Below are 23,321 nucleotides of genomic sequence, written 5' to 3' on the forward strand. Positions count from 1 at the left end.
TCGTGTTTCGTGGCAGTGTGTCTGTTAATTCTTGCGTCCGCCCGTCCTTCCGGCGGACTCCGCCTGCTTCACTGATCAACATTGAGGAGGGGGTGACGGTGGAGACCTTCACGGCACCGGCGGCCGGGGACCTGCTGGCCTGCCTGGCGGCGCCGGCCTGGGCCGAGGCGATCACGGCCGGCGGCCCGTACCGGGATCGCGCCGCGCTGCTCGCCGCCGCGGACGCGGCCGCCCGCGCGCTCCGCTGGGGCGACGTGCTGCTCGGGCTCGCGGCGCACCCGCGGATCGGCGAGCGCGCGGCCGGCGCGTCGAAGGAGGCGGCGTGGTCGCGGGCCGAGCAGCTGGCCGCGGCCCAGTCGGCCGACGACACCACGAGGTCCGAGCTGATCCGGGTGAACGAGCTCTACGAGGCGAAGTTCGGGCACGTCTTCCTGATCTTCGCGAGCGGCCGGTCGCAGGCGGAGATCCTCGACGTGGCGCGGGCCCGGCTGGAGAACGACGAGGAGACCGAGCGGGCGATCGTGGCCGACGAGCTGCGCAAGATCGCGCTGCTGCGACTCGAGCGGGTGCTCGATGCCCTCTGACGGCATGGCGGCCGAGTTCCACGCGCGGATCTCGACGCACATCCTGGACACCGTCAGCGGCGAGCCGGCCCGGGACGTCTACGTGCGGCTGGAGCGCCGCGACTCGGACGGCTGGTCCACCGTCGGCGAGGGGCGGACCGACGAGGACGGCCGGTTCCGCTTCCAGGTGCCGGTGCGCGACTGGCAGGCCGGCGGGTACCGCCTCTTCTTCTACGTGGAGCCCTACCTCGGCGGGGACTGCTTCTTCCCGGAGATCACCGTCGCCTTCCACGTCCACGACCCGGACCGCCACTACCACGTGCCGCTGCTGCTGAGCCGGTACGGCTACACCACCTACCGAGGGAGCTGACCCGTTGGCGATCGTGCTCGGACCCAACCGATACGGCAAGGCGGAGACCCGGCTCGTCCGGGTGTCCCGCGACGGCGACACCCACGGCCTCGTGGACCTCAACGTCAGCATCGCCCTCGCCGGCGACCTGGAGGCCACCCACGCCACCGGCGACAACGCCGCGGTGCTGCCGACCGACACGATGAAGAACACCGTGTACGCGTTCGCGAAGGAGCACGGGGTCGGCGAGCCGGAGGACTTCGCGCTGCTGCTGGCCGGGTGGTTCGTCGGGTCGCAGGACCAGGTGGACCGGGCCACCGTCTCGATCGAGTCGTTCGCCTGGGACCGGCTGGGGCCGCACTCGTTCGCGCGGCGCGGCGACTGCACGCGCACCACCACGGTGACGGTCACCGCGACCACGACGCAGGTCGTCTCCGGGTTGACCGGGCTGGTGCTGCTGAACACGACCGACTCGGAGTTCCACGGGTTCGTCCGGGACGGGTACACGACGCTGCCGGAGACCACCGACCGGATCCTGGCGACGGCCGTGGACGCGAAGTGGCGGCACTCCGGCGACACCGGGGACTTCGGTCAATCGTACGAAAAAGCGGTTGAAGCTCTTAAAAGCGGATTTGTCGGGACCTATAGCTTTTCCCTGCAACAGACGCTCATGGCGATGGGCAGCCGGGTCCTCACCGAGCGGCCGGAGATCGCGGAGGTGCGGCTCGCGCTGCCGAACAAGCACCACTACCTCGTGGACCTGTCGCCCTTCGATCTCACCAACGAGAACGAGGTGTTCATCGCGGGGGACCGGCCCTACGGGCTGATCGAGGGGTCCGTCGTGCGGGACGACGCGCCGGCCGCGACCGCGGAGTGGTGGCTGTGATCGTCATCGAGAACGTCACGGTGGCGACGGTGGACGCCACCGACACGGTCCACGCGAACGGTCACGTGGTGGTCGGGGACGACGGCCGGATCGCTGCGGTGGGTGCCGGCGTTTATCCGGAAAAATCCGGGCGAATCATCGACGGCGCGGGCTGTCTGATCACCCCGGGACTCGTCAACACCCACCATCACCTCTACCAGTGGGCGACCCGCGGCCTGGCCCTCGACGAGACGCTGTTCGGCTGGCTCACCACGCTCTACCCGATCTGGGGCCGGCTGGACGCCGAGATCGTCGGCGCGGCCGCCGGGGCCGGGCTCGGCTGGCTCGCGCTCTCCGGCTGTACCACGTCGATGGACCACCACTACGTCTTCCCGCGCGACGGCGGCGACGTGCTGGAGGCCGAGATCCAGGCGGCCCGGAAGATCGGCCTGCGGTTCCACCCGACCCGCGGCTCGATGGACCTCAGCCGCAAGGACGGCGGGCTGCCGCCGGACCACGTCGTCGAGGAGACCGACGAGGCGCTGGCCGCCACCGAGGCCGCGATCGACCGCTGGCACGACCCGTCCCCGGACGCCATGCTCCAGATCGCGGTGGCGCCCTGCTCGCCGTTCTCGGTGACGACCCGCCTCATGGAGGAGGCCGCGGTGCTGGCCCGCCGCAAAGGTGTCCGGCTGCACACCCACCTCGCCGAGACCGACGACGAGGAGGAGTTCTGCCGGAAGCGGTTCGGCTGCACGCCCGTCGAGTACGCGGAACGCGTGGGCTGGCTCGGCGACGACGTGTGGCTGGCCCACGGCGTGCACCTGGACGACGCCGCGATCGCGAAGCTCGGCGCGACCGGCACCGGGGTGGCGCACTGCCCGAGCTCCAACGCGCGCCTCGGCGCCGGCATGGCCCGGGTCCGCGAGCTGATCGACAGCCGGGTGCCGGTCGGGCTCGGGGTGGACGGCGCGGCCTCGCAGGAGATGTCGCACCTCGGCGCCGAGCTGCGGCAGGCGCTCTACACCGCGCGGATGCGGGGCGGCCCGGCCGCCATGACCGCGCGGGAGGCGCTGCGGCTCGGCACCGTGGGCGGCGCCCGCTGTCTCGGCAGGCAGGACGATCTCGGCTCGATCGAAGTGGGAAAACTCGCAGATCTGGTGCTCTGGCGGCTCGACGGGCTCGGCCACGAGGGCATCGACGACCGGGTGGCGGCGCTGGTCTTCGGGCCGCCCGCGACCGTGGAGCTGGCCCTTGTCGGCGGCCGGCCGGTGGTGGAGCGTGGGGAGCTGGTGAACGCCTCCGAGGCCGATCTGACGCGGGAAGCCCGGCGGGCACATCGACGGCTGGTGCGTGAATAATGCTCGATTACCGTACGGGGGAGTAACCACACCGAGAGGAACCGTCAACGATGACCGAGATCCTGTCCGATGAGGCCGTGGCGTTCGTCGCCGATCTGAACCGGCGCTTCCGCCCTCGCCGCGACGAGCTCCTCGAGGCCCGGGCCGCCCGCCGTGCGGAGATCGCGGCCGGGGCGAGCCTCGGCTTCCTCGCGGAGACGGCGGACATCCGCGCCGCCGAGTGGACGGCGCCGCCCGCGCCGGCCGACCTCCAGGACCGGCGCGTCGAGATCACCGGGCCGACCGAGCGCAAGATGACGATCAACGCGCTCAACTCGGGGGCCAAGGTGTGGCTGGCCGACCTCGAGGACGCCAACACCCCGCACTGGTCCAACGTGGTCGACGGTCAGCAGAACCTGTACGACGCGATCCGCCGCACCATCTCCCTCGCGACCGACAAGAAGGAGTACTCGCTCAACGGCGGCCCCTACCCCACGATCGTGATGCGTCCGCGCGGCTGGCACCTCGACGAGCGGCACCTCCCGGTCGACGGTTCACCGGCCGTCGGCGCCCTCGTCGACTTCGGCCTCTACTTCTTCCACAACGCGGCCGAGCTGCTGGCGCGGGACAGCGGCCCGTACTTCTACCTGCCGAAGATGGAGTCGCACAAAGAGGCCGAGCTCTGGAACGACGTCTTCACGTACGCCCAGGAGAAGCTCGGCATCCCGGTCGGCACCATCCGCGCCACCGTGCTGATCGAGACGATCCCGGCGGCGTTCGAGATGGAGGAGATCCTCTACGCGCTCCGGCCGCACATCAGCGGCCTCAACGCCGGCCGCTGGGACTACCTGTTCAGCATCATCAAGTACTTCCGGGACAACCCGAACATGATCCTGCCGGACCGGGCGGCCGTCACGATGACCGCGCCGTTCATGCGGGCCTACTCCGAGCTGCTCGTCGCCACCTGCCACCGCCGGGGCGCGTTCGCGATGGGCGGCATGGCCGCGTTCATCCCGAGCCGCCGCGACGAGGAGGTCAACAAGGTCGCGCTGACCAAGGTCCGGGAGGACAAGGAGCGGGAGGCCGGCGACGGCTTCGACGGCTCCTGGGTGGCCCACCCCGACCTCGTGCCGGTCTGCCGGGAGATCTTCGACCGGGTGCTCGGCGACCGGCCCAACCAGCTCGACAAGCAGCGCCCCGACGTCGCCGTCTCGGCGCACGACCTGCTGAACGTCGCCGCCCTGGACGCCCCGGTCACGGCGGCCGGTCTGCGCAACAACGTCAACGTGGCGCTGCAGTACCTGGAAGCGTGGCTGCGCGGCAACGGCGCGGTCGGCATCCACAACCTGATGGAGGACGCGGCGACCGCGGAGATCTCGCGCTCCCAGGTGTGGCAGTGGATCCACAACGGGGTGCGCCTCGAGGACGGCACGCTGATCACGGCCGAACTCGTCGGCCGGATCGAGGACGAGGAGCTCGCCGCGATCCGTGAGTCGATCGGCGACGCCGCGTGGACGGCCGGCCGCTACGACGACGCCCGCAAGCTCTTCGAGCGGGTCGCGCTGGCCGACGACTTCGCCGACTTCCTCACCAGCGCGGCCTACGACTCGATCGACTGAGGGGTCTCCATGCGCCTGTCCGATTCTGACTATTCCGATATGGACCGGCGCCTGGCCGCCCACGACGCGTTCCTCCGGGACCGGTACCCGGGGGAACGCGCCGGTCGGCAGCCCATCCACACCGTCTACATCCCGGCCGACCGGCTCCGCGACTATCCCGAGTGGGGTGCGCTGGCGTTGCGGGCCATGGACGAACACGACTTCCCGTGGCCGGATCCGACCATTCGTACGAAACTCGGGTCCGAACCGATCGAGGACCTGCGCGTCGACTTCGAGGACGGCTACGGCGTCCGCGACGACGACCAGGAGGACGCCGCGGTCAAGGGCGCCGCCACGATCCTCGCCTCCGGCCCGAGACCGCCGTTCCTCGGCATCCGGATCAAGTCGCTGGAGGCCGCCACCCGCCGCCGCGCGCTGCGCACACTCGACCTCTTCCTCGACTCCTACCAGGGCCTCTTCACCGTCACGCTGCCCAAGGTCAGCGGTACCGACCAGGTCCGTGCGATGGTCGCCCTCTGCGAGAAGATCGAGCAACTGTACGGTCTGAGCGCCGGCGCCCTGACGTTCGAGGTCCAGGTCGAACTGCCCTCCGCCGTGCTGGCGGCCGACGGGACCGCCACCGTCGCCCGCCTCATCACGGCCGCCGACGGCCGGTGCACCGGCCTGCACTACGGGACGTACGACTACAGCGCCGCGGCCGGAGTGGCCGCCGCGTACCAGTCGATGGAGCACCCGGCCGCCGACCACGCGAAGGCCGTGATGCAGGCCGCCGCCGCGCAGACCGGGGTGCGCCTCTCCGACGGCTCGACGAACGTCCTCCCGGTCGGCTCGGACGCCGAGGTCCGCTCCGCCTGGGAACTGCACCACCGCCTCGTCCGGCGATCCCTGGAACGCGGCTTCTACCAGGGCTGGGACCTGCATCCGACGCAGCTGCCGAGCCGGTACGCGGCCACCTACCGGTTCTTCCGCGAAGGCCGCGACGTGGCAGTGGCCCGGCTCGAACGCTATCTGCGCCGCCAGGAGAGCGGCATCGCCGACGAGCCGGCGACGGCGCGGGCACTGGCCGGCTACCTGCTGCGGGGCCTCGACTGCGGAGCGCTGCAGGACGCGGGTCTCCCCCGAGACGAGTTGTCCGCCCTGACCTGACCGTGACGCCCCGCGTGTTGAGTTGGGGTTTGGATTGCGCCCCAACTCAACACGCAAGCGCCGGTGCCCCTTCGTGTGTTGAGTTGGGGTCTGGTTTGCGCCGGAACTCAACACGCGGGTGGGGGCACGCCTTTACGTGTTGAGTTGGGGTTTGGTTTGCGCCGGAACTCAACACGCGGGTGGGGGCACGCCTTCGCGTGTTGAGTTGGGGTTTGGATTGCGCCGGAACTCAACACGCGAAGTGGGCGGGTCAGGGGCGGCGGCGCAGGAAGATCTGGCGCATCGCCAGGGCGAGGGCCGCCATGACGACGACGATCGTGAGGCTGCCGACGACGCGCGAGGAACCCGGCTCGGCGAACCAGTCGGGGATGACGCTGACCAGCGCCACCGGGTCGAAGACGATCAGCCCGAAGACGGTCACGACGGCCACCGCGAGGACGCCCACGGTCACGCTCAGTACGGTCAGGCGGGTGTCCCACTGGCTCGCGGACCCGGGTTCGGCGGCTTCGGTGGCGGCCAGATCCAGGTCCGCCGTGGGCTCCGCGTCGACGGCGGCCTCGTCGGCGGCTTCAGCGGCGGACTCGGCCTCGGACACGGTCTCGGACTCGGACTCGGACACGGTCTCGGACACGGTCTCGGACTCGGCCTCGGACACGGTCTCGGACACGGTCTCGGACTCGGCCTCGGACACGGTCTCGGTCCCTGCCGCGGGCTCCTCGTCGGCCTCCGCTGCGGGGACCGCCTCGGCGGGCTCGTCCACCGGCTGCGGCTCGGGCTCGTCCTCGGCTTCCGGAAGAGATTCCTCGGCCGCCGGCGCCGCCACATCTGCTGAGGCGGGCACTTCGGCTACGGCTTCCTCGGTCTTGGCGGCGGGCTCCTCGGTTGCGGGTGCCTCGGTTGCGGGCTCGGCCACCGCCGCTTCGGGCTCTTTGTTCTCGATCGTCACGTAGACCCCCGTCTCTTGATCGTGAGGTCGGACAATAACGCATGCCGAAAACCTCGTGGGTTCGAACGATCGGGGGCGCTGCCGAGTACTACCTGTCGCCGACGAACCATGCGGGGAGGAATCCGGTGCGGTACATCTCATCCAAGCCATCACGGTCCGAGCACGTCTGGCAGCGTCCATCGTGGAGGTGCCGGGCCTGCGACCGGGCCTGGCCCTGCGCCCCCGCGCGGGCTCATCTCACCGACGGCGCCGACCGGGTGTCGCTCGCCATGTACATGTGGGGCAACCTCGATCAGGCCATGACCGACCTGCCGCGGCGCACGCCGGCCGAGCTGTTCGACAGGTTCCTGGGCTGGACCCAGGTCAGGAAGCCGCCGCGATCCGGTCCCGGAGCCACGACGGGTCCGGGTTCACGAAGCCCTCGCCGGCGATCACCACGGTCGGGACGGTCTCGTCACCACCAGTGATCGCGCGGACGGCCGCGGCGCCCTCCGGGTCCTGCCAGATGTCGACCCAGTGCAGGCGGGCGGCCTCCGGGCCGAGGCGGGCGCGCAGGCGCAGGCAGTACGGGCATCCCGGTCGCCAGTAGACGACCGGCCGGCCGTCCCGGCCCGCGTCGGCGGCACGCTCCGGACGTGGGAAGACCCGCGGCGAGACGGCGACCGCGAGGCCGAGGAAGAGCAGCAGGAACAGGGCGGCGCCCCACGAGGAGCCGTCACTCACCTTGGCGGCGGCAATGAGCACACCGCAGAGGGCCGACAGGATGGACAGCCGCCACCGACGCAACATGGAGCGGGACGTTATCACCGCTACCGCGAGTAACAGAAGGCGAAACAAACCCCGTCTAGGGTCTGGACATGGCTGATCTGGTGGTGCGGTCCCGGCGGGTGCTGACCGCCGAGGGCGAGCGGGCGGCGGCCGTCGCGGTCGAGGGCGGGCGGATCGTGGCGGTCGAGCCCTACGACGCGGCGCTGCCCGGCGCCGAGGACGTCGATCTCGGCGACACGGCTCTGCTGCCCGGTCTCGTGGACACCCACGTGCACGTCAACGAGCCGGGCCGGACCGAGTGGGAGGGCTTCGCCTCGGCCACCCGGGCCGCCGCGGCCGGCGGCGTCACCACGATCATCGACATGCCGCTGAACAGCCTGCCGCCGACCGTGGACGCCGCGGCGCTCGCGGTGAAGCGGGCGGCGGCCGCCGGCCAGTGCCACGTCGACGTCGGTTTCTGGGGCGGCGCGATCCCGGGCAACGCCGCCGACCTGCCGGAACTTCACACCGCCGGGGTCTTCGGCTTCAAGGCGTTCCTGGCCGACTCCGGGGTTCCCGAGTTCCCGCCGGTCGACGCCGGGCAGCTGGCCGAGGCCATGGACGCGGTGGACGCGCTCTTCGTGGTGCACGCCGAGGACCCGGAGCACCTGCGGGAGGCGGCCAGCTCCGCCGCGTACGCCGATTTTCTGGCCTCCCGCCCGGCCGGCGCCGAGCACGCCGCGGTGGCCACCGCCGTCGCGGTGGCCCGGAGGGCGGGCCGCCGCGTGCACATCCTGCATCTCTCGGCGGCGTCGGCGCTCCCGCTGATCGCCGCGGCCAGGGCGGAGGGCGTACGGGTGACGGCCGAGACCTGCCCGCACTACCTCACCCTGGAGGCGGGGCGGATCCCGGACGGCGCGACCGAGTTCAAGTGCTGCCCGCCGATCCGGGACCGGGCGAACGCCGACCGGCTGTGGGAGGCGCTCGCCGCCGGCCTCATCACGTGCGTGGTGAGCGACCACTCGCCGTGCACCCCCGAGCTGAAGCGGCGGGACACCGGCGACTTCGCGGCGGCGTGGGGCGGGATCGCGTCGGTGCAACTGGGCCTGCCGGTGATCTGGACGGCGGCCCGCGAACGCGGACACACCCTCGCCGACGTGGTGGAATGGATGGCACGCCGGCCCGCCGACCTGGCCGGGCTGCGGCGGAAGGGGCGGATCGCGGTCGGCGCCGACGCCGACCTCGTGGCATTCGAGCCGGACGAGGAGTTCACGGTCGACCCCCACGCTCTCCATCACCGGAACCCGGTCACCCCGTACGCGGGCCGGGTCTTGACGGGTGTGGTCCGCACGACCTGGCTGCGCGGCAGCAGGGTGACGGGCGACCGGCCTCGCGGCCGTTTTCTGCAGCGGAACGCAGGGGGGATCTGATGGACGAGTTCACCGGCCTGCCGGACCTGGCGTCGCGGGCCTTCGGCGGCGGTGTCGTGTTCGCCAACGACGAGTTCTTCGCCGCGGCGGACCACCTGGTCCTGCCGGCGCCCCCGGGACACGCGCCGAGGACGTTCGACCACAAGGGACAGGTCTACGACGGGTGGGAGACGCGCCGGCGGCGCGAGGCCGGCCACGACGTCGCGGTGGTCCGGCTCGGCGCTGCCGGCGTCGTGCACGGCGTCGACGTCGACACCGCGTTCTTCACCGGCAACTACCCGCCGTTCGCCTCGGTCGAGGCCGCCTCGCTCGCCGGGCATCCCGGCCCGGACGAGCTGGCGGCCGCCGCGTGGACCGAGATCGTGCCACGCTCGGCGCTGAAGGGCGACAGCCACAACCTCTTCGCCGTCACCGACCGGCGGCGCTGGACCCACGTCCGGCTGCGGATCTTCCCGGACGGCGGGGTGGCCCGGCTGCGCGTGCACGGCGTGGTGATCCCCGACCCGGCGCTGCTGCCGAAGACCTTCGACGTGGCCGCGGCGCAGTACGGCGCCACCGTCGTGGACTGCAGCGACATGTTCTACGGCAACCCGCAGCGGATGCTGATGCCCGGTCTCGCGCAGAACATGGGCGACGGCTGGGAGACGTCCCGGCGCCGCGACGACGGCAACGACTGGGTCGTCGTGAAGCTGGCGGCCCCGGCCGTGCTGCGCTTCGCCGACCTGGACACCAGCCACTTCAAGGGCAACGCGCCCGGTGCGGCCCGGCTCACCGGCCGGGACGAGCGGACCGGTTCCGGCGAGTGGGTGGAACTGCTGCCGCGGGTGGCGCTGCGCCCGGACACCCCGCACCGGTTCCGGCTCGGGACGGCGCCGGAGGTGACCCACGTGCGGCTCGACATCTTCCCGGACGGCGGCATGGCCCGGCTGCGCCTGCTGGGCCGCGCCTCCCGGGCCTATCTGCGCAGCCGCCTGCATCCCTAGAAACTCGCCTGCCAGGAAGCCCGAAAACCGCGAGAATGCCCGAGTGAACCGCACCGTCTCGCTGGTCCTGACCGATCCGCAGGGCATCCTCCTGGGCGCCCTGCCGCCGTTCGACGTCGTCACCCCGTGGTGGCAGGAGGTGGCGGAGGTGGTCGCGAAGGCCGGTCCCGACGTCACCGTGCTGCGCCTGTTGCACGCCGATCGATCCAGGCCGCCCGGCGGGCACGTGACCTATCTGGCCTCCTGTGACCCGTCGGTCGAGCGGACTCTGGTGCCCATCCCGTTCGACGACGCGCCGCATCCGCTGCGGGCCCCCTATGCCGAGGCCGGAGGCCCGGAGGCGTCGCTGGCCTGGGCCGCCGGCGCTCTCGACCGGATCGGCCTGACCGGTACGACCGCCGTCCAGCAGCGCACCTGGAACCTCTCCGCGCTCTGGCGGTTCGACCTGCCGGACGGCGCCCCGGCGGCCTGGCTCAAGCAGGTGCCGCCGTTCTTCGCGCACGAGCCGGAGGTGCTGCGCCTGGTCGACGCCGTGTCGCCGGGTCTCGTGCCCTACGTGCTGGCGGCCGGCGAGCAGGGCAGGACGCTGCTCGCGCACGTGCCGGGCGAGGATCGGTACGGGGCGGGGCCGTCCCTCTGCGCCGAGGTCGTCGCCGCGTTCCAGCCGGTGCAGGCGCAGCTCGCGGGTAAGGTCACCGGGCTGCCCGACCACCGGATCGACGTGGACGAGATCGTTTCCGTCGCAAAGCCTCACTTAAGCGAAATTCCGGGTTTGTCGGACTTGCTGGAAGCGCTCCCGGACCGGCTCGCCGCCGTCGACGAGTGCGGACTCCCGGACACCCTGATCCACGGCGATCTCCACCCCGGCAACGTCCGGACCCGCGGCGACGACCTGGTCATCGTCGACTGGGGCGACTCCGGGATCGGCAACCCGGCCTTCGACATCATGCGGCTCACCGACGACCCGGACGTGATGCGCGACTGGGCCGCCCGCTGGCCGGGCTGCGACGGGCTGCGGGCCGTCGAGCTGCTGCGCCCGGTCGCCGAGCTGCGGGCCGCCGCGGCGTACGCCGGGTTCGTCGCGCACATCGAGCCGTCCGAATGGCCGTACCACGCCGCGGACGTGCCGGATCGGCTCCGCGCGGCGGTGGAAGCGGCCGCCTGAGACGTACCGTGTCAGGCATGGAGGACGCCCGCCGGCACTACCTCGACCTGATCCGCCAGGACGGTGTGCGGCTCTCCCCGCCGCTGGCCCGGGCGTTCGCCGCGGTCCCGCGCGAGGTCTTCGTGCCGGACGGGTTCCACCGCCGGGACGGGAGCCGGGTGCTGCCCGCCGACCCCGAGTTCCTGCGCTCGGTCTACAGCAACGACGTGCTGGTCACGAAGCTCAACGGCCGGCAGCCGATCAGCTCCTCGAGCCAGCCGTCGCTGATGGCGATCATGCTGGAGGCGCTCGACGTGCGGCCCGGCCAGCGGGTCCTCGAGATCGGCGCGGGCACCGGATACAACGCCGCGCTGCTGGCCACCCTCGGCGCCGAGGTCACCACGGTGGACGTGCAGGAGGACGTCGCGGATCGGGCGCGCGCGGCCCTGGCCCGGGCCGAGATCACCGGGGTACGGGTCGAAGCCGCCGACGGATACACCGGGGGACCGGCCGGCCGCTACGACCGGATCATCGTGACCGTCGGGGTGGCCGGCATCTCGCCGTTCTGGATCGAGCGGCTGCTGCCCGGCGGCCGGGTGATCGCGCCCGTCGAGCACGCCGGCATGCACCCGGTCCTCGCCGCCGACCCGTCGGGCGCGGTGTCGGTGATCTGCCCGGCCGGGTTCATGAGCGCGGCCGGCCCGCTCGGCGCCCGGCACGACGGCAGCCACCCGCCACCGCCGGCCGGCCCGCTCACCGGCCTCGACCCGGCGGCACCGGCCCGCTGGGGTGCGCCGCTGGAGGCCCTCGCCTACCGCGATCTGTGGTTCGCGGCCGGGGCGTGGCACCGGCGCGTCACCTACGCCTCGGTGCCCGGCCGGGAGCAGAGCCTGCTCGCCGTGCTGTCCGGCGGCGACCGGTACGCCGCCGTGGTCCTGCCGGACGGCGAGGTGCTCGCGTCCTCGGACCACTGCGCGGCCGTGGCGCTCGCCCTCTCCGATCGGTGGTGGTCGCTCGGCCGGCCGCCGATGAGCGCGTGGCGGGCGACATTGGCGCAGGCCGGGCCGCTGCTCGTGCCCCGCGCCTGGAAGCTGGGCCTCTAGACTGCGGAGATGGACATCGCTGTCGTGCCCGCGCACAAGGCGAGCTGGCCGGATCTGCAGGCGATCTTCGGTACGCGTGGTGAGCCGGCCCGATGCCAGTGCCAGTGGTTCAAGATCACGGCCGCCGAGTGGGGCTCGGTCCCGCCTCCGGAACGGGCCCGGCGGCTGCACGAGCAGACGAACTGCGGCGACGAGTCGGCGGACGGGACGAGCGGGCTGGTGGCGTACGCCGACGGCGAGCCGGCCGGGTGGTGTGCCGTCGAACCGCGGACGGTCTATCCCCGGCTGTCGACCGCGCGGGTCCCGTGGGCCGGGCGGGACGAGAGCCGTACCGACTCCGGGGTCTGGGCGGTGACCTGCTTCGTCACCCGCACCGGGTTCCGGCGGCGCGGGGTGAGCCGGGCGCTGGTGGCCGCGGCCGTCGGGTTCGCCCGGTCCCGGGGCGCCCGCGCGCTGGAGGGCTATCCCATGGTGGTCCGCCCCGGCCAGGAGTTCAGCTGGGGCGAGCTCTACGTGGGCAGCCGGAAGATCTTCGAGGAGGCGGGCTTCGCCGAGGTGAGCCATCCGACGCCGCGGCGCGTGGTGATGCGAATGGATTTTTCGTGACTTGCCGCTTTCTTGAGGCTTGCCTCTTTCTTGAGGCTTGTCGCTTTCTTGAGGCTTGTCGCTTTTTTGCGGCGAGACCTGTTCACCAGGATCCCGCCCGCCGGTCCCGCCAGGGACGGCCGTCCGGGTCGTAGACGAGGCGGTACGCCGGCACCGCCCACAGCCGCTGGTGCCACGGCAGCCGCTCGGTCTCGTGCGGCACGAGCCGGCCCGGCGGGCGCTCGCCCGTCCGGCCGTCGAGATGCCACTGCCGCAGCCGGTCGGCCGCCTCGCTCGCGGCGCGCACCGCGTCCAGCGGGTCGACCAGGCCCTCGTCGTCCTTCCGGTCCAGGTGCTCGCGCAGCAGAGACAGCCGCAGGTCGCGGGGGAACCGCCGGGCGCCGTCGCCGAGCCCGGCCGGGTCGGCGGGCTCCCGCTCGTCCCGCTCGCCGTCGAGGACCGCGCAGCTCAGCTCGCTGTCGTGGGTCCACGAGCGACGGTTGAAGTTGTCGCTGCCGATGCTGCACCACACGTCGTCGATGACGCACACCTTGGCGTGCACGTAGATCGGGGTGTCCGCGTGGTTCTCCAGGTCGAAGACGTGCACCCGGTCGCCGCCGGCCCGGCGGCACAGCTCGATCGCCTTCTCCCGGCCGACCTGGTTCGGCGGCAGGGCGAACTTCCCGTCGACGTCCGGGTGGCGGGGGACCACGGCTATCAGGTGCAGGTCCGGGTTCTCCCGCATCGCCTCGGCGAAGAGCTGGGCCACCTCCTCGGACCAGAGGTACTGGTCCTCCAGGTAGATCAGCCGGCGGGCCCGCTTGATGGCCTTGGTGTAGCCGCGCGCGATCGACCGCTCGCCGAGCCGGGCGAACGAGTAGGCCGGGCGCATGGCCGGGTACGTCCGCAGCACCTGCACGGTCATGTCGCCGGCGGGCGGCGGGTCCGGCGGCTGCGGCGGGAGCCGGTCCGGCGTCATGTCCTCGTGCTTCAGCATGTCGGTCGCCGTGGAGATGGGACCGTGCTGATCCAGCGGCGCCGGGTCGCTCCACCGCTCCCGGAAGCTGAGGTCGAGCGTCCCCACGACCGGGCCCTTCAACATCAGCTGCACGTCGTGCCAGGGCGGGTTCGGGCCGTACGCCTTCGCCATCCGCACGGCCTGCCGGTCGCCGTGGTGAGCCTCGTCGTCGCGGCGGCTGTGGCACAGGTCGATGCCGCCGGCGAACGCGACGTCGAGCTCGGGACGACCGGGGTGCCGCAGGATCACCAGCTTCTGGTGGTGCGAGCCGCCCCGGCGTACCCGCTGGTCGAGCAGCACCTCACCGCCGGCCGCCTCGATGTCGTCGCTGAGCGTGCGGTTCTCCTCCTCGCTGTACGCGAGCTTGTCCACATGGGAGCGCCAGAGCAGACCCTTGACGACCACACCGCGCTTCGCGGCGGCCGCGAAGAGCTCGGCGATCGTCGGGCCGCCGTCGCGTACCCGCTCGTCCGGGTCGCCGCGCCAGTCGGTGAAGAAGAGGTGATCACCGGCTTCGAGCGCCTCGACCTCGGTCGCCAACCGATCGAAGTACCTTTGCCCGTGAATTAGTGCTTCGGCCGTGTTTCCCGTGTTCCATGTGGGTATGGAGGTGTCCGGGTTGCCGCGTTCGGCAGCGGAGAGAAGCCATTCCCGCAACGACACAGCAATCCCTTCGAGGTCGACGACGCCCTCACCGTAAGCCTCCCGACCGCCGGCCGCACCCGGAGCGGCGACCCCCATCCTGGTGGAGGAAAAGATCACATGAGCGCCGAGCCGCTGGCCACCACGACCGCCCCCGAGACCGCCGAGTCCGCCGAGAAGGGACTGCTGATCGCGGTTCTGCTGCTGGTCGTCCTGGGCACGACCGCGATGCTCCTGATGGCCGCCTGATCCGGGCCGCTCGTTTCAGGCCGTGTGGGGCATCCGGGTCGCCGGGATAACGCCCAGCCGGCCCTTCTGATAGTCCTCGAAGGCCTGCTTGAGCTCCGCCTTCGTATTCATCACGAACGGGCCGTAGTGCGCGATCGGCTCGCGGATCGGGCGCCCGCCCATGATGAAGAGGTCCATCTCGGTCTTCGCCTCGACACGGATCGCGTCACCGGGTCCGTGCGTCGCGAGCTGACCGAGATGGATCGGCCGCAGATCGGTGCCGGCCCAGCCCTCGCCGGACAGCGTGTAGACCAGAGCGTTGAAGTCGGGCTGCCACGGCAGGTCGAGGCGGGCGCCCGGCTGCATCGTGACGTGGGCCAGGTTGATCGGCGTGAAGGTGGACCCGGGGCCGACGTTGCCGACGATCTCCCCGGCGATCACGCGGATCAGCGCGCCACCGTCCGGAGTGGTCACCAATGCCGCCTTTTTTCCGGAAATATCCTGATACTTGGGGTCCATCATCTTCGCGGCCCTGGGCAGGTTCACCCAGAGCTGCAGCCCGTGGAAGAGTCCGCCACTCATCACCAGCTGCTCGGGCGGCGCCTCGATGTGCAGAATCCCCGACGCGGCGGTCATCCACTGGGTGTCCCCGTTGGTGATCGAACCGCCGCTGCCGAGCGAGTCCTGGTGGTCCATGATCCCGTCGATCATGTAGGTGACCGTCTCGAACCCGCGGTGCGGATGCCACGGTGTGCCCTTCGGCTCGCCCGGCGCGTAGTCCACCTCGCCCATCTGGTCCAGGTGGATGAAGGGATCGAGTTCGGTCAGCGGCACGCCGGCGAAGGCCCGCCGCACCGGGAAGCCCTCCCCTTCGTACCCTTGAGGCGCGGTCGTGAGGCGGCGCACGGGACGGAAATCGGTCATCGGGTCGATCCGCGGCAGGCGCGGGAGGACGAGGACGTCGTCGACGGTGACAGCAGGCATGGCTCAGCCCTTCCTGATCTTTGCGAACACGCGGCCGATCACGGCCAGTTCCTCGTCGTCGAGATGGTCGATGAAGCTCTCCCGGACGGTGGCGAGATGCGCCGGCGCGGCCTCCCGCAGCGTCCGCAGCCCCTCGTCGGTCAGCACGGCCTCCTGACCGCGGCCGTCGTCGGGGCAACTCTCCTTCTTCACCAGACCGCGTTTGATCATCGAAGTGATCTGATAGGTGATGCGGCTCGGCGACAGCACGAGCCGGTTCGCGAGCTCGCCCATCCGGATCCGCCGCCCGGGCGCGTCGGCGAGCACGACGAGGACGTGATAATCGTTCATGCTGAGCCCGGTCGTCGCGCGCAACTCGTCCTCCAGGCGAGTGTGCAGCGCCCACGAGCTCTCGAGGAAGGTGCGCCAGTGATCCAACTGAACGCCGCTGAGCGGTTCGGCCATGCCGCCGAGCCTACTCTTTAAAATCTGAAACATCAAAATTTGTACGACGTGAGTCTCGTGGCCCGGCGCGAAAACCCATGGAGCGTCTTGTGGCCACTGGTTAGCGTCGGGCCGTGAAGATCCGCCAAGCGACACCCGACGACGCCGCCGAACTCATCCGCCTCCGGGCCGTGATGCTCCAGAGTTTCCCCCGCCCGGACTGGAACGACGACTGGCGCGAGCCGTCCCGGCAGATCCTGGTCCGGCGCCTGGCCGAACCGATGCCGACCATGGCAGCCTTCGTGGTGGACCACCCGGACGGCCCGGGCCTGGCCGCCTGCGCCCTCGGCACCATCGAGGAGCGGCTCGGCCACCCGAACGGCCCCGACGGCCTCGCCGGCTACGTCTTCAGCGTCGCCACCGACCCCGACCAGCGCCGCCGCGGCTACTCCCGGGCCTGCATGACGGCGCTGCTCGACTGGTTCCGCGCCCGCGGCGTCAACAAGGTGGATTTGCGGGCCTCGGAGGACGGCGAACCCCTCTACGAGTCACTCGGTTTCCGCCGCACCCCCGACCCCGCGATGCGCCTCTCCCTCTAGCGCCCCCGCCGCCCGCGCCCAACCGGCGTGCCGGCCGCCCAGCCGGCGCGTCCGCCGCCCGTGCGCTAACCCGCCGGCGTGCCCGCCGTCCGTGCGCTAACCCGCCGGCGTGCCCGCCGTCCGCGCCCAGGTGCCGTGCCGGCCGTCGGCGCCCAGGCGGCGTGCCCGCGGCCCGCATGCATGCTCGCGTCCGCTCTCGCCGCCCGTCTCTCTCGCGTGCCCCCGCCCCGCCAGCGCGCCGCCCCTTGCCGCGATCTTGTTGATTGGGGGCGCCCCGTTCCCGCGCAGATCAACAAGATCGCGGAGGGAGGGCGGCCGGCATGCTGCCGACGGCGTGCGGCCGACGGTGCGCCCACTCCTTGCCGCGATCTTGTTGATTGGGTGCGCCCCGTTTTCGCACAGATCAACAAGATCGCGGAGGGAGGGCGGCGGGCGGCGGGCGTGCGGCGTGCGGTGAGCGGCGGGTGGCCTCAGGCGGCTCTGGTGTTCAGGGAGTCGGTCAGGTCGGCCCGGAGCCGTTCGAAGTCGACGCCGAGTTCGCTCAGGGCGAGCGCCGCTAGCCCCTGGCCCTCGCGCAGGATGCCGAGCAGGATGTGTTCCCGCGCGATGTAGCCGTGCTTGAGCCGCAGCGCCTCCCGCAGCGACAGTTCCAGCACCTTCTTGGCGCGCGGCGAGAACGGGATGTGCCCGCTGCCGGCGTAGAAACGGCCGAAGACGCCTTTCTTCTTCGGCGCGGGGTGGGGCAGGCGCAGCGAGCCGGCCCCGAAGTTCTCCTCGATCGCGGCGCGGACCGCCTCGAGGTCGATGCCGATGGCCTTGAGCGCGGCCGCGTCCTCGGCGTCCCGGTCGGCGGCCGCCGCGGCGGTATCGCTGTGGTCGCCGACGTGCCGGATCACGGCTTCGCGCACCCTGCGGCGGTCGGCGCCGGCCTCGCGGAGCACCGTGGCGACCGCGCTCTGCTCGTCGCCGGTGAGCGCGAGCAGCAGGTGCTCGGTGCCGATGGGGGAGTGGCCCAGTTCGCGGGCCTGCTCCTGGGCGCCGATGACGGCGGCGCGGGCGCCCTTCGTGAATCGCTCGAACATCTAGCCCTCCCGTGGGTCCTGCATCGGCATGAGCCGGGCGTGCTTCTTGTGTACGCCCTGGCGGGTCACCTCGAGTGCGTCGGCGATCTCCTGCCAGGACCAGCCCTTGGCGCGGGCGTTGGCGACCTGGAGGTGCTCGAGGCCCTCCAGGAGGCGGCGGAGCGCCACCACCGCGCGCAGGCCGACGCGGGGGTCGGCGCTGCCGGCGGCGGCGGCCAGGTCGGTCGCTTCGGTCATGCTGTCAACGTACGTTGACACGGGCCGTCTGTCAACCGAAGTTGACGAGCGGGGCACGAAAAAGGCCGGCCCCGATCGGGGCCGGCCTAGCTACGGGGTCTCAGCGGCCCCGGCCGGTCTTCTCCTGCAGCTCGTCGATCTTGACGGAGGCCTCGGCCTTGGTGAGGCCGTCCGGCACTTCCTCGTGCGCCTCGGACGCGAGCGTGTTCAGGTACGACTCCTGCGCCCCGGTCGCCGGCTCCTCGCCGGTCGTCCAGTCCGCGGGGTCCTTGATGGCGTTCGTCTGGTCGGACATGACGCCGTCCCTCCGGGTAGTGGTGTCGAACGTCTGTACCACTACCCGGGGAAGGTCACTCCCATGCAGGGAGATTGCCCAGCGACACGGTCAGCTCGACCGGGTGGTGCACCGGGGCCGCCACGGTGAACCGGGCGCCCCACGGGTCCCGCAGCTCGGCGAAGGCGCTCAGGCCCGCCTCGGCCGGCTCGGAGATGACCGCGCCGCCCAGCCGCTCGCAGTGGTCGGCCGCCTCCTGGATGTCGTGCACCTGGAACGCGGCGCGCCACCAGGCCCCGCGGTAGCCGGCCGCCAGCCCGGCGATCGCGTCGTGCCCGTGGTTGAGCCACTCGCCGGTGCCGAACTCGTGGCGCAGCAGCCAGCCGAACGCGGAGCCGTAGAACCGGGCCGCGCTGCTCGGGTCGTCGGTGATGAGTTCCGGCCACGACATGGTGCCCGGCTCGTCGCGGGCCTGGGCCCCGGCGAAGTCGGCCGGCTCCCAGAGGCCGAGCAGCGCGCCGGCCGGGTCGGCGACGATCGCGCGACGGCCGCCGTGCGCCTCGGCCGGGCCGTTCACGCACAGCCCGCCGGAGAGGGCGACCTGCTCGAGGGTCTCCTCGAGCTCGGGAGCGCTCAGGTGGGTGAGCCAGCCGTCGGGCCGCTCCGGCGTGCTGCGCGTGAGCCCCGCCACGGCGCGCCCGCCCAGCTTGAACCGATCACCCGCAGACTCCCAGCCGAACAACTCTCCGTAGAACTCCGCAGCGCGTGCGGGGTCCGCACTCGCCAGTTCCACCCAGCAAGGTGTCAAGGGTGCATAGCCTCTGATCCGCATGAGCCGCTCCATGGTGGACATCCCCAGTCAGTTGAGCACTCTACGGCACTGAATACGCTTCGTCACTACCGGACGGTTCATTGTCCGGTTTAGAACAGAAAAGTATTACCTAGCGTGAGCGCTCGCGTGATCCAGGTGACGCATCACGGGTGTTGCGGCCATTCCGTGCAGGATCACGGAGACGACGACCACGAATGCGGCGGTGGCCCACAGCAGATCGGCGCTCGGGAAATTCGCGTGTGTCATCGCATACGCTAAGTAATAAAACGTACCGATGCCACGGATCCCGAACGCCGCGATCACCCAGTGTTCCGCGGTGGTGCCCGGAGCGCCTCGCAGGGAGGCGAAAGCGGCCAGCGGACGGACCAGGAAGATCAGTACGAGACCCGCGAGAGCGGCCTGCCAGGTGAGCGGAGCGAGCAGTCCGCCCACCACCGCGCCGCCGAGCAGGAGCAGCAGCAGAACGGTGAGGAGCCGCTCGGTCTGCTCGGCGAAGTCGTGCAGCACCTGGTGGTATTCGTGCGAACGCTCGGCCGCCCGGATCGCCCGCGCCGCCACGAAGACGGCCAGGAAGCCGTATCCACCGGCGACCTCGACCACCCCGTACGCCAAAAAGGTGGCAGCAAGAGCGAGAAAGCCCTCGGAGTGGCGCGCGAGGCGAAGCGCATCGCGCTTCGCGCGGAAGAAGAGCTTGCCGAGCAGCCAGCCGATCAGCGCGCCCCCGGCCAGGCCGACGATGCCCTTGTAGAGCACGTCCTTCAGCACCCACTCGGCGAGCCAGCCGGACGGGTGCAGGCCGTGCGTCGCGATCGCGATGGCGGCGTAGACGAACGGGAACGCGAGGCCGTCGTTGAGGCCGGCCTCCGAGGTCAGGGCGAACCGGACCTCGTCCTCGGAGTCCTCCTCGTCGGTCGGCTCGCCGACCTGGACGTCGGAGGCGAGCACCGGGTCGGTCGGCGCCATCGCGGCGCCGAGCAGCAGCGCGGACGCCGGCACGAGACCGGCCCACCACCAGCCGAGCAGCGCGGTCGCGGCGATCGTGATCGGCATCGCGATGATGAGCAGGCGTCCGGTCGACGCCCAGCGGCGGCGCCCGAACGGCCGGTCGATCTTCAGGCCGGCGCCCATCAGCGCGACGATCACGCCGATCTCGGTGAGGTGCTCGGTCAGCTTGGCGAAGTGGATCGGATCGGCCTCGGGCAGGCCCAGCGGCAGGCCGAAGACGATCACGCCGAGTGCCAGGAAGGCGATCGGCATGGAGAGCGGGCGGCGCTCCAGGACGCGGGGGAGGATACCGGCGAGCAGGGCGCCCACCCCGATCAGGGCGAACACCACATCGGACAGTTGCATCAGTGGATCTTGGCAATCGGGGAGGCGTCGAGGTCGGCGAGGAGGGCCGCCGGGTTTTCGTACGTCGTGACCGCGCCCGCGTCGAGCAACTCCGCCGAGCTCGTCCCGCCACAGGTCAGGCCGATGCAGGGGATGTCCAGCTGCCTCGAGGCCTGCACATCCCAGATCGAGTCGCCGATGAACACGGCCCGCGCCGGGTCGACGTCCGACTGCGCGAGCGCGGCCTCCAGGATGTCCGGCGCCGGCTTGCTCTCCTCGGCGTCGGCCGACGAGGTGGCCGCCGCGATCACGTCGTTGGCGCCCAGGACCTCGCGCAGCTTGCCGAGCTCCGCCGCCTTGGCCGAGGACGCGAGCACGACGGCGAGGTCACGGCCGGCCACCGCCCGGACCAGGTCCTCGGCGCCCGGCAGCTGCCGGAGGCGCTCCCACCAGGCGCCGTAGAGCACGTCGTGCGCGGTGCCCATGGCCTCGTCCTCCGAGCGGTCCCGATCCTCTCCCAGCAGGTGGTCGAGCAGCTTGTCGGAGCCCATGCCGATGCCCCGGTGGATGGCGGCCATCGGTACGTCGTGGTCGTGCTGGCGCAGCGCCTCCCACCAGGAGACGGCGTGCAGGTACGTGGTGTCGATCAAAGTGCCGTCGACGTCGAACAGAACTCCGGGCCTCATGCCCTCGCATTACCCGGCAGCAACATCTCGAACCAGACCGTTGATCCCCGGACCGTCGGGTCGGTGCCCCACGAGTCGCTCAGGTCCTCGATCAGCCCGAGACCGCGGCCGCGGCTGGCCAGCGCGTCGGCCCGGGCCCGGATGACGCTGCCCCGCGTCCCGGTGTCGGCCACCGAGACGAGCAGGCGCTCCGCGTTCAGGTCGATGTGCACCTGCGCCGGGGTGCCGGCGTGCAGGAGGGCGTTCGTGGTGAGCTCGCTCGTGCAGAGGATCGCCGCGCCGATCACCGGCTCCGGCACCGACCACTCGCGCAACCGCGTCGACATCCACTGGCGTACGCGGCTCGGCCCGGTCGGCTCGGCCGGCACCTGCATGGTCGCCGACCGGCTCATCGCCAGCGCGTGCTCGACCGCGAGCACCGCCACGTCGTCGTCGGTGGTGCCCTCGACCGCCGCGGTGGCGAGCGAGCACATGTTGCGCGGATCGCCACTCGCCGAGCCGGCGGCCGCCGCGACCAGCGCGTCCAGTCCGTCGTTGAGCGGACGGCCGCGGCGCTCCACCACGCCGTCGCTGTACATCAGGATGGTGTCGCCCGGCTCCAGCCGCACCGAACCGGTCTGCCAGCGCCCGCCCAGCCCGAGCGGCGCGCCCGGCGGCACCTTCACCAGCTCGGCGGTGGCGTGCTCGCCGGCCAGGCCGGCCCGGCGCAGCACCGGCGGCGGATGGCCCGCGCTGGCCAGCGTGATCGTCCCGTCCGCGGGGTCGAGGACCCCGTAGACGACGGTCACGAAGATCTCCTCGTTGCGCGACTCGGCGCCGAGCGAGCCGACCAGCCGGTCCAGCCCGGCGAGCACGCTCGGCGGCGCCGGATCGGTCAGCGCCAGCGCCCGCAGCGCCGCCCGGACCTGGCCCATCACCGCGGCGGCCCGCACGTCGTGCCCGGCGACGTCGCCGAGCACCATCGCGAGCCGGCCGTCGGCCAGCCGGAACGCGTCGTAGAAGTCGCCGCCCGCCGCGTTGCCGTCGACGCCGACGTCGTAGCGCGCCGCGATCCGGAACGTGTCGAGCTCGGGCAGGTGCTCCGGAAGCATGCTGCGCTGCAGCAGCTGGGCCGTGCCGTGCTGGGCCTCGAAGCGCCGCGCGCGCTCGGCGGCCTGCGCCACCAGCTCGGCGGCGGCCTTGAGCAGGGCCCGCTCGGCGGGCAGCCAGTTGTGCGCCCGGGTGAAGCCGACCGTGAGGGCGCCGCGCAGCGACGGCGCGCGCAGCGGCAGCGCGGCGAGCGCGCGGACCCGGCGCTCGTGCCGGTCGGTCGCCACCTCGCGCAGCGGCTCGCCGTCGGCCACGAACGTCGCCCGGCCACTCTCCGCGGCGGCCACCAGCGGCGCTTGCGGGTCGGCGCCGACGCGCCGCCAGACCGGGGGCAGCCGCTCGTCCGCCTCGTCGAGCATCTCGCCGCGGATGCGCCGCACATAGCGGTAGGCCAGGCCGTCGTCCACCGCCAGCACGCAGTGGTCAAGATCAAAAGAGGCCATTGCGTACGAGAGGACGACGCGTGTCACGTCGTCGATGGTGAGTGCGCCAGCCAGCCGGGCCGTCAGGTCGCCGAGGCTCTGCAGCCGGTGGATCACCTGGGTCGTCTCGGCGGCGACGGTGAGCACGCCGGCGACCGTGCCGCGGGAGTCGCGGACGACCGAGTGGCCCTGCGTGTAGAAGGCGGGCTCGGTGCCGCCCGGCTGGACCGGGACCTGGCTCTCCGGCTCCAGGACGGCGCGGCCGGTGCGCTGCACCTGCGCGATCACGTCACCCACGCCGTGCCGGGTCCAGGCCTCGCCGAACGCCTCCGGGGCGGGTTTGCCCAGGGCCGCCGGGTGCAGGTCGTCGAGCACGTCGGCGTAGGCGTCGTTGTAGACCGTGAGGCACTCCGCGCCGAGCGTCAGCATCATCGGCACCGGGGACGCGAGCACCAGCTCGACGGCGGCCCGGACCGCGGGGTCCCAGCGCGTGATCGGACCCAGTGAGGTGCCCGACCAGTCGTGGGCGTGCACCAGCGCCGTGCAGCCCCGGCCGGTGTGCTGAGCCCCGGCCCCCTGCACGGGCAGCGTTGAGATCGCTGCCGGGCGAACTCCGCCCGAGCCGATCGCTCCCGAGCCGACCATGCAGAAAGCCT

23 protein-coding genes and 3 pseudogenes are annotated in these 23,321 nt (G+C 71.9%); 13 read left to right on the forward strand and 13 right to left on the reverse strand.

What is annotated here, in order from left to right:
* The first annotated feature begins 92 nt into the window (after positions 1-92).
* The 6 genes and pseudogenes from uraD to AB0G10_RS06465 all read left to right on the forward strand — a co-directional run bounded on the left by uraD (position 93) and on the right by AB0G10_RS06465 (position 5,882).
* Positions 93-584, forward strand: coding sequence for a 2-oxo-4-hydroxy-4-carboxy-5-ureidoimidazoline decarboxylase (gene uraD, locus AB0G10_RS06440; protein WP_360917398.1), 492 nt, complete (start codon positions 93-95; stop codon positions 582-584).
* A complete protein-coding gene (gene uraH, locus AB0G10_RS06445; protein WP_360917401.1) occupies positions 574-933 on the forward strand; it encodes a hydroxyisourate hydrolase in 360 nt (119 codons plus the stop codon). Before uraD ends, uraH begins: the two co-directional genes overlap by 11 nt.
* Positions 934-946: 13 nt before the next feature.
* Positions 947-1,798 (forward strand): factor-independent urate hydroxylase, encoded by an 852-nt coding sequence (gene pucL, locus AB0G10_RS06450; protein ID WP_360917977.1) that lies wholly within the window; start codon positions 947-949, stop codon positions 1,796-1,798.
* Positions 1,795-3,138: an 8-oxoguanine deaminase gene (locus AB0G10_RS06455; protein WP_360917404.1), complete on the forward strand. Its 1,344-nt coding sequence runs from the start codon at positions 1,795-1,797 to the stop codon at positions 3,136-3,138. The genes pucL and AB0G10_RS06455 overlap by 4 nt, the downstream gene beginning before the upstream one ends.
* A 47-nt stretch (positions 3,139-3,185) precedes the next feature.
* Positions 3,186-4,736: pseudogene (gene aceB, locus AB0G10_RS06460) on the forward strand (malate synthase A); the annotation flags it as partial.
* 39 nt (positions 4,737-4,775) lie between these two features.
* Positions 4,776-5,882: an aldolase/citrate lyase family protein gene (locus AB0G10_RS06465; RefSeq protein WP_360917407.1), complete on the forward strand. Its 1,107-nt coding sequence runs from the start codon at positions 4,776-4,778 to the stop codon at positions 5,880-5,882.
* A 250-nt stretch (positions 5,883-6,132) separates the two neighbouring features.
* Here AB0G10_RS06465 and AB0G10_RS06470 read toward each other — a convergent pair whose 3' ends face one another.
* Positions 6,133-6,828, reverse strand: coding sequence for a hypothetical protein (locus AB0G10_RS06470; protein ID WP_360917410.1), 696 nt, complete (start codon positions 6,826-6,828; stop codon positions 6,133-6,135).
* 363 nt (positions 6,829-7,191) lie between these two features.
* Positions 7,192-7,617: a glutaredoxin domain-containing protein gene (locus tag AB0G10_RS06475; protein WP_360917413.1), complete on the reverse strand. Its 426-nt coding sequence runs from the start codon at positions 7,615-7,617 to the stop codon at positions 7,192-7,194.
* Positions 7,618-7,685: 68 nt separating this feature from the next.
* Between AB0G10_RS06475 and allB the strand changes: the two genes are divergently transcribed.
* The 5 genes from allB to AB0G10_RS06500 are packed head-to-tail and all read left to right on the forward strand — an operon-like array spanning position 7,686 to position 12,841.
* Entirely contained in the window at positions 7,686-9,005 is a 1,320-nt protein-coding gene (gene allB / locus AB0G10_RS06480) for an allantoinase AllB (protein ID WP_360917416.1), read from the forward strand.
* Positions 9,005-9,988 (forward strand): allantoicase, encoded by a 984-nt coding sequence (alc, locus tag AB0G10_RS06485; protein ID WP_360917419.1) that lies wholly within the window; start codon positions 9,005-9,007, stop codon positions 9,986-9,988. The genes allB and alc overlap by 1 nt, the downstream gene beginning before the upstream one ends.
* 43 nt (positions 9,989-10,031) lie before the next feature.
* The gene (locus tag AB0G10_RS06490; protein ID WP_360917422.1) at positions 10,032-11,153 is read left to right on the forward strand and encodes a phosphotransferase; all 1,122 of its coding nucleotides are present in this window, start codon (positions 10,032-10,034) and stop codon (positions 11,151-11,153) included.
* Positions 11,154-11,170: 17 nt separating this feature from the next.
* On the forward strand, positions 11,171-12,235 hold the full coding sequence (locus tag AB0G10_RS06495) for a methyltransferase domain-containing protein (RefSeq protein WP_360917425.1): 1,065 nt from the start codon (positions 11,171-11,173) through the stop codon (positions 12,233-12,235).
* 9 nt (positions 12,236-12,244) lie between these two features.
* The gene (locus AB0G10_RS06500) at positions 12,245-12,841 is read left to right on the forward strand and encodes a GNAT family N-acetyltransferase (RefSeq protein ID WP_360917428.1); all 597 of its coding nucleotides are present in this window, start codon (positions 12,245-12,247) and stop codon (positions 12,839-12,841) included.
* Positions 12,842-12,923: 82 nt separating this feature from the next.
* On the opposite strand, the gene AB0G10_RS06505 is transcribed toward AB0G10_RS06500, so the two are convergent.
* On the reverse strand, positions 12,924-14,501 hold the full coding sequence (locus tag AB0G10_RS06505) for a phospholipase D-like domain-containing protein (protein ID WP_360917978.1): 1,578 nt from the start codon (positions 14,499-14,501) through the stop codon (positions 12,924-12,926).
* Positions 14,502-14,600: 99 nt separating this feature from the next.
* Between AB0G10_RS06505 and AB0G10_RS06510 the strand changes: the two genes are divergently transcribed.
* A complete protein-coding gene (locus AB0G10_RS06510; protein ID WP_360917430.1) occupies positions 14,601-14,729 on the forward strand; it encodes a hypothetical protein in 129 nt (42 codons plus the stop codon).
* A 15-nt stretch (positions 14,730-14,744) separates the two neighbouring features.
* Here the strand turns inward: AB0G10_RS06510 and AB0G10_RS06515 are convergent, their stop codons facing one another.
* Together AB0G10_RS06515 and AB0G10_RS06520 are read right to left on the reverse strand one after the other, a co-directional pair.
* Complete coding sequence (locus AB0G10_RS06515) at positions 14,745-15,692, reverse strand: pirin family protein (RefSeq protein WP_360917432.1); 948 nt, start codon at positions 15,690-15,692, stop codon at positions 14,745-14,747.
* 3 nt (positions 15,693-15,695) lie between these two features.
* Positions 15,696-16,136 (reverse strand): MarR family transcriptional regulator, encoded by a 441-nt coding sequence (locus AB0G10_RS06520; protein ID WP_360917434.1) that lies wholly within the window; start codon positions 16,134-16,136, stop codon positions 15,696-15,698.
* Between the two features lie 113 nt (positions 16,137-16,249).
* Between AB0G10_RS06520 and AB0G10_RS06525 the strand changes: the two genes are divergently transcribed.
* The gene (locus tag AB0G10_RS06525; RefSeq protein WP_360917436.1) at positions 16,250-16,714 is read left to right on the forward strand and encodes a GNAT family N-acetyltransferase; all 465 of its coding nucleotides are present in this window, start codon (positions 16,250-16,252) and stop codon (positions 16,712-16,714) included.
* Positions 16,715-17,184: 470 nt separating this feature from the next.
* Here the strand turns inward: AB0G10_RS06525 and AB0G10_RS06530 are convergent.
* The 8 genes and pseudogenes from AB0G10_RS06530 to AB0G10_RS06565 form a co-directional block, all read right to left on the reverse strand.
* Positions 17,185-17,544 (reverse strand): annotated as a pseudogene (locus tag AB0G10_RS06530) (Clp protease N-terminal domain-containing protein); the annotation flags it as partial.
* Between the two features lie 60 nt (positions 17,545-17,604).
* Positions 17,605-17,796: pseudogene (locus tag AB0G10_RS06535) on the reverse strand (Clp protease N-terminal domain-containing protein); the annotation flags it as partial.
* Complete coding sequence (locus AB0G10_RS06540) at positions 17,797-18,033, reverse strand: helix-turn-helix domain-containing protein (protein WP_111649511.1); 237 nt, start codon at positions 18,031-18,033, stop codon at positions 17,797-17,799. It lies immediately after the preceding pseudogene.
* A 100-nt stretch (positions 18,034-18,133) separates the two neighbouring features.
* A complete protein-coding gene (locus AB0G10_RS06545; protein ID WP_360917438.1) occupies positions 18,134-18,328 on the reverse strand; it encodes a DUF3072 domain-containing protein in 195 nt (64 codons plus the stop codon).
* A gap of 55 nt (positions 18,329-18,383) precedes the next feature.
* Positions 18,384-19,100: a VOC family protein gene (locus AB0G10_RS06550; protein WP_360917440.1), complete on the reverse strand. Its 717-nt coding sequence runs from the start codon at positions 19,098-19,100 to the stop codon at positions 18,384-18,386.
* Between the two features lie 144 nt (positions 19,101-19,244).
* The gene (locus tag AB0G10_RS06555; RefSeq protein WP_360917443.1) at positions 19,245-20,489 is read right to left on the reverse strand and encodes a cation:proton antiporter; all 1,245 of its coding nucleotides are present in this window, start codon (positions 20,487-20,489) and stop codon (positions 19,245-19,247) included.
* On the reverse strand, positions 20,489-21,154 hold the full coding sequence (locus AB0G10_RS06560; protein WP_360917446.1) for an HAD family hydrolase: 666 nt from the start codon (positions 21,152-21,154) through the stop codon (positions 20,489-20,491). The genes AB0G10_RS06555 and AB0G10_RS06560 overlap by 1 nt, the downstream gene beginning before the upstream one ends.
* A complete protein-coding gene (locus tag AB0G10_RS06565; RefSeq protein WP_360917449.1) occupies positions 21,151-23,310 on the reverse strand; it encodes a SpoIIE family protein phosphatase in 2,160 nt (719 codons plus the stop codon). Before AB0G10_RS06565 ends, AB0G10_RS06560 begins: the two co-directional genes overlap by 4 nt.
* Positions 23,311-23,321 lie beyond the last annotated feature (11 nt).

Source organism: Actinoplanes sp. NPDC023714 (genome assembly GCF_040639855.1).
GTDB lineage: Bacteria > Actinomycetota > Actinomycetes > Mycobacteriales > Micromonosporaceae > Actinoplanes.

Excerpts from the sequence above, each read along its gene's own strand:
- AB0G10_RS06555 (WP_360917443.1), bottom strand. The coding sequence starts at position 20,489 with ATGCAACTGTCCGATGTGGTGTTCGCCCTGATCGGGGTGGGCGCCCTG.
- AB0G10_RS06560 (WP_360917446.1), bottom strand. The coding sequence starts at position 21,154 with ATGAGGCCCGGAGTTCTGTTCGACGTCGACGGCACTTTGATCGACACC.
- allB (WP_360917416.1), top strand. The coding sequence starts at position 7,686 with ATGGCTGATCTGGTGGTGCGGTCCCGGCGGGTGCTGACCGCCGAGGGC.
- AB0G10_RS06565 (WP_360917449.1), bottom strand. The coding sequence starts at position 23,310 with ATGGTCGGCTCGGGAGCGATCGGCTCGGGCGGAGTTCGCCCGGCAGCG.
- AB0G10_RS06515 (WP_360917432.1), bottom strand. The coding sequence starts at position 15,692 with ATGCCTGCTGTCACCGTCGACGACGTCCTCGTCCTCCCGCGCCTGCCG.
- AB0G10_RS06495 (WP_360917425.1), top strand. The coding sequence starts at position 11,171 with ATGGAGGACGCCCGCCGGCACTACCTCGACCTGATCCGCCAGGACGGT.
- AB0G10_RS06540 (WP_111649511.1), bottom strand. The coding sequence starts at position 18,033 with ATGACCGAAGCGACCGACCTGGCCGCCGCCGCCGGCAGCGCCGACCCC.
- AB0G10_RS06510 (WP_360917430.1), top strand. The coding sequence starts at position 14,601 with ATGAGCGCCGAGCCGCTGGCCACCACGACCGCCCCCGAGACCGCCGAG.
- alc (WP_360917419.1), top strand. The coding sequence starts at position 9,005 with ATGGACGAGTTCACCGGCCTGCCGGACCTGGCGTCGCGGGCCTTCGGC.
- AB0G10_RS06500 (WP_360917428.1), top strand. The coding sequence starts at position 12,245 with ATGGACATCGCTGTCGTGCCCGCGCACAAGGCGAGCTGGCCGGATCTG.
- AB0G10_RS06475 (WP_360917413.1), bottom strand. The coding sequence starts at position 7,617 with ATGTTGCGTCGGTGGCGGCTGTCCATCCTGTCGGCCCTCTGCGGTGTG.
- AB0G10_RS06545 (WP_360917438.1), bottom strand. The coding sequence starts at position 18,328 with ATGTCCGACCAGACGAACGCCATCAAGGACCCCGCGGACTGGACGACC.
- AB0G10_RS06465 (WP_360917407.1), top strand. The coding sequence starts at position 4,776 with ATGGACCGGCGCCTGGCCGCCCACGACGCGTTCCTCCGGGACCGGTAC.
- AB0G10_RS06520 (WP_360917434.1), bottom strand. The coding sequence starts at position 16,136 with ATGGCCGAACCGCTCAGCGGCGTTCAGTTGGATCACTGGCGCACCTTC.
- uraH (WP_360917401.1), top strand. The coding sequence starts at position 574 with ATGCCCTCTGACGGCATGGCGGCCGAGTTCCACGCGCGGATCTCGACG.